Origin of the sequence: Streptomyces sp. NPDC021356 (assembly GCF_040641015.1) — a bacterium.
Lineage (GTDB): Bacteria > Actinomycetota > Actinomycetes > Streptomycetales > Streptomycetaceae > Streptomyces.
Map to the genome: position 1 here is coordinate 19,877 of NZ_JBFACU010000060.1, position 7,245 is coordinate 27,121.

Annotated in this window: 7 protein-coding genes; 6 read left to right on the plus strand and 1 reads right to left on the minus strand. The window is 72.9% G+C overall.

The window, feature by feature from the left end:
• Positions 1–111 precede the first annotated feature (111 nt).
• The 6 genes from hsaA (at position 112) to AB0G56_RS39905 (ending at position 6,322) form a co-directional block, all read left to right on the plus strand.
• Positions 112–1,278 (plus strand): 3-hydroxy-9,10-secoandrosta-1,3,5(10)-triene-9,17-dione monooxygenase oxygenase subunit, encoded by a 1,167-nt coding sequence (hsaA, locus tag AB0G56_RS39880; protein ID WP_360980522.1) that lies wholly within the window; start codon positions 112–114, stop codon positions 1,276–1,278.
• Between the two features lie 11 nt (positions 1,279–1,289).
• On the plus strand, positions 1,290–2,156 hold the full coding sequence (hsaD, locus tag AB0G56_RS39885) for a 4,5:9,10-diseco-3-hydroxy-5,9,17-trioxoandrosta-1(10),2-diene-4-oate hydrolase (protein ID WP_360980525.1): 867 nt from the start codon (positions 1,290–1,292) through the stop codon (positions 2,154–2,156).
• Between the two features lie 42 nt (positions 2,157–2,198).
• Complete coding sequence (locus AB0G56_RS39890; RefSeq protein WP_360980528.1) at positions 2,199–3,092, plus strand: VOC family protein; 894 nt, start codon at positions 2,199–2,201, stop codon at positions 3,090–3,092.
• Complete coding sequence (locus AB0G56_RS39895) at positions 3,080–3,580, plus strand: flavin reductase family protein (protein WP_360980531.1); 501 nt, start codon at positions 3,080–3,082, stop codon at positions 3,578–3,580. Before AB0G56_RS39890 ends, AB0G56_RS39895 begins: the two co-directional genes overlap by 13 nt.
• 184 nt (positions 3,581–3,764) lie before the next feature.
• On the plus strand, positions 3,765–4,634 hold the full coding sequence (locus AB0G56_RS39900; RefSeq protein WP_360980534.1) for a MaoC/PaaZ C-terminal domain-containing protein: 870 nt from the start codon (positions 3,765–3,767) through the stop codon (positions 4,632–4,634).
• A gap of 26 nt (positions 4,635–4,660) precedes the next feature.
• Positions 4,661–6,322 carry an FAD-dependent oxidoreductase gene (locus tag AB0G56_RS39905; RefSeq protein ID WP_360980537.1) on the plus strand — a complete coding sequence of 554 codons (1,662 nt, stop codon included), beginning with the start codon at positions 4,661–4,663 and terminating at the stop codon, positions 6,320–6,322.
• 65 nt (positions 6,323–6,387) lie between these two features.
• Here AB0G56_RS39905 and AB0G56_RS39910 read toward each other — a convergent pair.
• A partial coding sequence (locus AB0G56_RS39910) for an alpha/beta hydrolase (protein WP_360980540.1) occupies positions 6,388–7,245 on the minus strand: 858 nt, incomplete at its 5' end.

The window sequence follows — 7,245 nt, forward strand, 5'->3', positions numbered from 1 at the left end:
ACGGGGCCGCCGCTCCTTCCCGCTCAGCGGGAGCCAGGTATTTCGTTCCGGAACAGCGGGGCGTACGGTCCTGGCACTTCCGCCACCACGACCACCCGAAAGGGGATGTTCATGGCCGAAGACGTACTGGCAGCGATCCGAGCCCTCGCACCCAGCCTGCGAGAGCGCGCGGCCGAGGCCGAGACCCTGCGCCGCGTGCCCGAGACCTCCATCAAGGAGATCGAGGAGACCGGCTTCTTCCAGTTGCTCCAACCCAAGCCCTTCGGCGGCCGGGCAGCCGACCCGGCCCTCTTCTACACCGCCGTCAAGGAGATCGCCAAGGCGTGCGGCTCCACCGGCTGGGTCGCCTCCGTGGTCGGGGTCCACCCCTGGCACGTCGCCCTGTACGACCCGCGGGCCCAGCAGGAGGTGTGGGGCGAGAACCCCAAGACCCGCGTCTGCTCCTCCTACGCCCCCACCGGCAAGGTCACCGTGGTCGACGGAGGCTTCCGCGTCACGGGCCGCTGGCACTTCTCCTCCGGCTGCGACCACGCCGACTGGGCGCTGCTCGGCGGCCTCGTCCCGGACGCCGACGGCACCCCGGTCGACATGCGCACCTTCCTGATCCCGCGCTCCGAGTACCGCATCGACGACGTGTGGGACACCGTCGGCCTGCGCGGCACCGGCAGCAACGACATCCTCGTCGAGGACGTCTTCGTCCCCGAGCACCGCGCGCTCAGCTTCGGCCCGGTCACCGCCCTGCAGGTGCCCGGCCACGAGATCAACCCCGAGCCGCTGTACCGGCTGCCGTACGCCGCCGTGTTCACCACCACCATCTCCACCCCGATCGTCGGCATCGCCGAGGGCGCCTACGAGTCCTGCATCGAGGCCACCCGGAAGCGGTTCCGCATCTCCTACGGGCAGACGGTCGCCGAGGACCCGTTCGCACAGGTCCGCATCGCCCGCGCCGCCAGTGACATCGACGCGAGCTGGCTCCAGCTGTCCCGCAACATCACCGAGATGTACGGCCTCGCCGCGCGCGGCGAGGAGCTGACCATGGCCCTGCGCACCCGCGCCCGCCGCGACCAGGTGCTCGCCACCGAGCGCTCCGTCGCCGCCCTGGACCTGCTCATGGAGAACTCCGGCGGCAACGCCATGCGCACCGGCCCCAACCCCGTCCAGCGCGCCTGGCGCGACGCCCACACCGGCCGCGGCCACGCCGCCAACGACCCCGAGCGGGCCCTGGTGATGTTCGGGCAGGCCGCGCTCGGCATCGACATCAACGACTCGATGGCCTGAGAGGTGCCCACATGGCAGAACTGACCCGGGAAACGACCTCCCGCACCGTGAAGGCCGCGGGACTCACCCTGCACTACCACGAGGCCGGCCCCGAGGACGCCGGCGCACCGGTCGTGATCATGCTGCACGGCGGCGGCCCCGGCGCCTCCGGCTGGTCCAACTTCGGCCGCAACCTCCCCGTCTTCGCCCAGCGCTTCCGCACCCTCCTGGTCGACCAGCCTTGCTTCGGCCGCTCGGACAAGCCCGAGCTGGACAAGGACTACTTCAGCTACAGCGCCGACGCCGTGGCCGCCCTGATGGACGAACTCGGCATCGCCCGCGCTCACTTCGTCGGCAACTCCCTCGGCGGCGGCACCGGTGTGCGCATGTCCCTGAACCACCCGGGCAAGGTCGGCAAGCTGGTCCTGATGGGCCCCGGCGGCGTCTCCGTCAACCTCTTCGCCCCCGACCCCACCGAAGGCATCAAGCGGCTCTTCGAGTTCAACGCCGCACCCGAGCCGACCAAGGACCGACTGCGCTCCTTCCTCGGCGTGATGGCGTACGACCAGTCGATCGTCACCGACGAACTGGTCGAGGACCGCTGGGCCTCGGCCACCGACCCCGACACCCGGCTCGGCAGTGCCCGCATGGGGGCCGCCTTCGCCAACCCCGCCTGGACCGAGGACTGGATGCTCTGGCGCGAGGCCCACCGCATCACCCACCCCGTCCTGCTCACCTGGGGCCGCGAGGACCGCGTCAACCCCCTGGACGGCGCGCTGGTCGCCCTCAAGACCATCCCCGACGCCCGCCTGCACGTCTTCCCGCACTGCGGCCACTGGGCGCAGGCCGAGCAGGCCGACGAGTTCAACCGTCTCGCCCTCGACTTCTTCTCGCACTGACCCAGGAGACCTCGTCTCCCACCCGGCCCGGAAAGGCGACCCATGGACATCCGTGCTCTCGGCTACCTGCGTCTGGAGACCACCAGGCTCGCCGAATGGCGCACCTACGCCCTCGACCTGCTCGGCATGGTGGAGGCGTCCGGAACCACCGAGGACACCCTCTGCCTGCGCATGGACGACCGTATCCAGCGCATCGTCGTCAAGGCCGGCGACAGCGACCGGCTGCTCGCGGCCGGCTGGGAGGTCGCGAACGCCGCCGCCCTCGACGAGGCCGCCCGCGAGCTGGAGGACGCCGGCTTCCCCGTCAAGCAGGCCGACGCCGCCGAACTCGCCGAGCGCCGCGTACGCGGCCTGATCCACGCCACCGACCCCTGCGGCAACCCGCTGGAGATCTACTGGGGCCAGGCCCAGGACCACACCCCGCTCGGCACCCCCTACGGCAACCGCTTCGTCACCGGCGACCTCGGCCTCGGCCACGTCGTCCTGCCGGTGCCGGACATCGAAGCGGCGCTGGACTTCTACGAGAACGTGTTCGGCTTCCAGCTGCGCGACTCGATGAAGCTGCCCCCGCAGGCCGTCCCGACCGCCGCCGAGCAGCGCGACTTCCACTGGATGCACTTCCTGAGCCCCAACCGCCGCCACCACAGCCTGGGCCTGTACCCCGGCGCGCTGCCGCCCGGCATCGTGCACTTCATGGTGGAGCTGGAGACCCTCGACGACGTCGGCCACGGCCTGGACCGCATGAACGCCGCCGGCATCCCGATCGCCTCCAGCCTCGGCCGCCACACCAACGACCACATGGTCTCCTTCTACGCCCAGGCACCCGGCGGCTTCCAGGTGGAGTACGGCTGGGACGGCCTGGTCGTCGACCCCGCCACCTGGGTGGCCAAGGAGATCACCGCCGACAGCTTCTGGGGCCACCAGTGGAACGGCTGAACGGACCGCACATCGACCCGGCCGTCTTCCGGGACGTCCTCGGCCGCTTCGCCAGCGGCATCACGGTGGTCGCGGGACTGGCCGGCGGCGAACCCGTCGGCTTCGCCTGCCAGTCCTTCGCCTCGCTCTCCCTCGACCCGCCGCTGGTCATGCTGGCCGTCGGCAAGTCGTCCACCAGCTGGCCGAGGATCGAGCGCGCGGGCCGCTTCTGCGTCAACATCCTCGCCGAGGACCAGCAGGCCACCTGCGCGGCACTGGGCCGCAGCGGCCCCGACAAGTTCACCGACGTGCCCTGGAGCGTCACCGAGCACGGCACCGTCCGCCTCGACGGCGCCCTGGCCACCGTGGACTGCCGCCTGGCCGACGTCCACGAGGCCGGCGACCACCACATCGTCACCGGCGAGGTGCTGGATCTCGCCGCCCAGGAGGGCGGGCGCCCGCTGCTGTACTTCCGCAGCCGCTACGCCACCGGCACGTTCTCTAACTGAGCCCGTTCTCGAACCGGGCAAGTTCTCGAACCGAGCGCAGCCTCGCATCGAGCACGGCCTCGCATCGAGCGCAGCCTCGCATCGAGCACGGGCGCGCACCGAGCACGGCCGCGCATCGAGCACGGGCGCGCACCGGACGACGAGCCGGCACCGCCGCCGACCGAGCACGAAGGAAACCCGCCCCATGCCGATCGACGCCGACAAGGCCACCTCCGCCCCGCCCGTACGCGCCGCCGCGGTCTGGGACGACCGCGACGTGCGCCTCTACCACCTGGCCCTGGGCGCGGGCGTCCCCGAGACCGACCCGGACGAACTCCGCTACGTCCACGAAGGACACGAGCAGGGCCTGCAGGTGCTGCCCACCTTCGGCGTGGTGGCCGGCGGCACCGGGGGAGTGGGCTTCCAGGTGTTCGACGCGCCCGGCATGGACATCGACCTGGCCGCCGTGCTGCACGGCGGCCAGGAGATCACCGTGCACCGCCCCCTGCCCACCGCGGCCCGGGCGACCACGCTCACCCGGATCCCGGCCGTGTACGACAAGGGGAAGGCCGCCGTCCTCGTCCAGGAGTCCACGCTCCTCGGCGAGGACGGCGAACCGCTCCTCACCCAGCGCAACCAGATCTTCGTGCGCGGTGAGGGCGGCTTCGGCGGCGACCGCGGCCCCTGCGACCGCCTCCCCGCCCCGGACCGCGCCCCCGACCTGCTGCTGGACATCCCGACCCTGCGTCAACAGGCGCTGCTCTACCGCCTGAGCGGGGACTGGAACCCGCTCCACGCCGACCCCGCCACCGCCCGCCGGGCCGGCTACGACCGCCCCGTCCTGCACGGGCTGTGCACCTTCGGCATGGCGGTCAAGGCCGTCACCGACCACCTGCTGGGCGGCGACACCACCCGCGTCGCACAGTGCCGCACCCGCTTCTCCGGGGTCTTCTTCCCCGGCGAGACACTGCGCCTGCGCGTGTGGGACACCCCCGACGGGTACCGGCTGACGGTCACCGCGGCCGACCGCGACGAGGCGCCGGTCCTCACCGACGCCCGCGTCAGCGCCCGCTGAAACCCCGCTCCATCCGAGAGGACCGTATGAGCACCGAGTGGGACCACATCTACGACGTGGTGGTGGCCGGCTCCGGCGCCGCCGGCCTGGCCGCCGCCCTCACCGCACGGCTGCGCGGACTGAGCGCCCTGGTGGTGGAGAAGACCGACCACTACGGCGGCACCACCGCCCTGTCCGGCGGCGCGATATGGGTGCCGAACAACTTCCACCTGGACGCCGCCGGCCTCGGCGACACCCCCGAGAAGGCCCGCGCCTACCTCGACGCCACCGTCGGCGACCGCGTCCCCGCCGAACGCAAGGACGCCTACCTCGCCCACGGCCCGCGCATGGTCTGGGAGTTCCACGACCGCACCGCCGTACGGTTCGTCTACACACCCGCCTACAGCGACTACTACCCCGAGCGGCTCGGCGGCTACCCGCAGGGCCGCTCCGTCGAACCGCGGATCTTCGACCTGAACAGGCTCCCGCCCGAGCAGCGCGCGACCATGCGCCGCGCCGGACTGCCCACCTACGGGCTCACCATCACCTCCAAGGACTTCCGGCACCTGAACATGGTCGCCCGCACCTGGGCCGGCAAGCGGACCTCGCTCAAGGTGGGCGCCCGCGCCGTGGGAGCCCTCGCCACCGGCCGCAAACTGCTCGCCCTCGGCGAGGCGCTGATCGCCCGGATGCGGTACTCGCTCGACCGGCTCGGCGGTGAACTGTGGCTGAACACCCCGCTGACCGGCCTGGTGGAGGACGGCGGCCGGATCGCCGGCGTCCGCCTCCTGCACGACGGCCGCGAGGTCACGGTACGGGCCAGGGGAGGCGTGGTCCTCGCCTCCGGCGGCTTTTCGCACCAGCAGCGACTGCGCGAGAAGTACCTCCCCTCGCCGACCTCCGCCGAGTGGAGCTCCGCCCCGCAGGGGCAGACCGGCGACGGCCTCGAACTGGGCATCGCCGCCGGCGCCGCCGTCGACCTGATGGACAAGGTGTGGGGCGCGCCGTCCGTGGTGGCGCCCGACGGCAGGCCGTTCTTCCTGGTCGCCGACCGCGGCATCCCCGGCATGGTGATCGTGAACGCGGCGGGCGAGCGCTACGCCAACGAGGCCGCTCCCTACCACGAGTTCGTCGACGCCATGTACGCGGCCGACCGGCCCGGGGCGTCCACCGTGCCGTCCTGGATGATCCTGGACGCCGCCGCCAAGGCCCGCTACATCTTCCTGGGCCTCTTCCCCGGGCAGCCGTTCCCCAAGGCGTGGCGGGAGAGCGGCTTCGTCAAGCAGGCCGACACCGTGGAGGAGCTGGCCGGGCTGATCGGCGCGCCCCCCGAGCATCTGCGCGCCACCGTGGACCGCTTCAACGGCTTCGCCCGCGCCGGCCGGGACGAGGACTTCCACCGCGGCGACAGCGTCTACGACCGCTACTACGGCGACCCCACCCTGCTCAACCCCAGCCTCGCCCCCCTGGAGAAGGGCCCGTTCCACGCCGTCCCCGTCCACCCCGGCGACATCGGCACCAAGGGCGGCCTGGTGACCGACGCCACCGCGCGGGTGCTGCGGGAGGACGGCACGGCGATCGAGGGCCTGTACGCCTGCGGCAACGTCTCCGCCGCCGTCATGGGCGAGACGTACCCCGGTCCCGGCGCGACCATCGGCCCCGCCATGACGTTCGGCTGGCTCGCGGCCGACCACATCGCACACTCCTGACGCCCGGAAGCCGGTGGGGGTGTGCCGGTACGCCGTACCGCCACACCCCCACCGGCCACGCGGGCTCACGCGTCCGGGAGCCCCAGCGCCGCCCGCAGGTCGTACGCCGCCTGGGTGAGCGCCTGGTCCGCCTCCGGCAGCAGCCCTCCCAGCCCCAGGAAGCCGTGGAACGTGCCGGGCCACACCCGCACCCGGGGCGCCGCGCCCGCCGCCTCCAGGCGTCGCGCATAGGTGAGGGCGTCGTCGCGCAGCGGATCGCACTCCGGCAGCACCAGCACCGCCAGAGGCAGCCCGGCCAGGTCGGACGCCAGAGCGGGGGAGGCGTACGGGTGTGCACCGTCCCCGTCCTGCCCCAGGTACTGCTCCCAGTACCAGCGCATGTGCGCCGTCGTGTGGAAGAACCCCGTCGCGTAGGTGCGGTAGGACTCGGTGGCCATCCGGTGGTCCAGGACCGGGTAGGCCAGCAGGTGCGCCGCGATGGCGGGGCCGCCGCGGTCCCGTGCCATCAGGGTCGCCGCCGCCGCCAGGTTGCCGCCGCTGCTGTCGCCCGCGACGGCCAGCCGCCCGGGGTCCCAGCCCAGCCGGGCCGCGTGCGCCGCCACCCAGGAGGCGGCGGCGTAGGCGTCCTCGGCGGCGCACGGGAAGCGGTGCTCGGGGGCGAGCCGGTAGTCCACCGAGACCACCACCGCGCCCGTACGGGCGGCCAGTTCGCGGCAGAGGCCGTCATGGGTGTCCAGGCCGCACAGCACCCAGCCGCCGCCGTGGAAGAAGACCACCACCGGCGGGGCGGCGGTGGGTGAGGCCACCGGCTCGTAGATCCGCACCGGCACCTCGGGTGCTCCCGCCGGCCCGGGCACCGACCGGTCGGTGACGCGCGGCAGTCGGCGGGCCGGCCCGGTACCGGCGGCGGTCCGGGAGGCCTC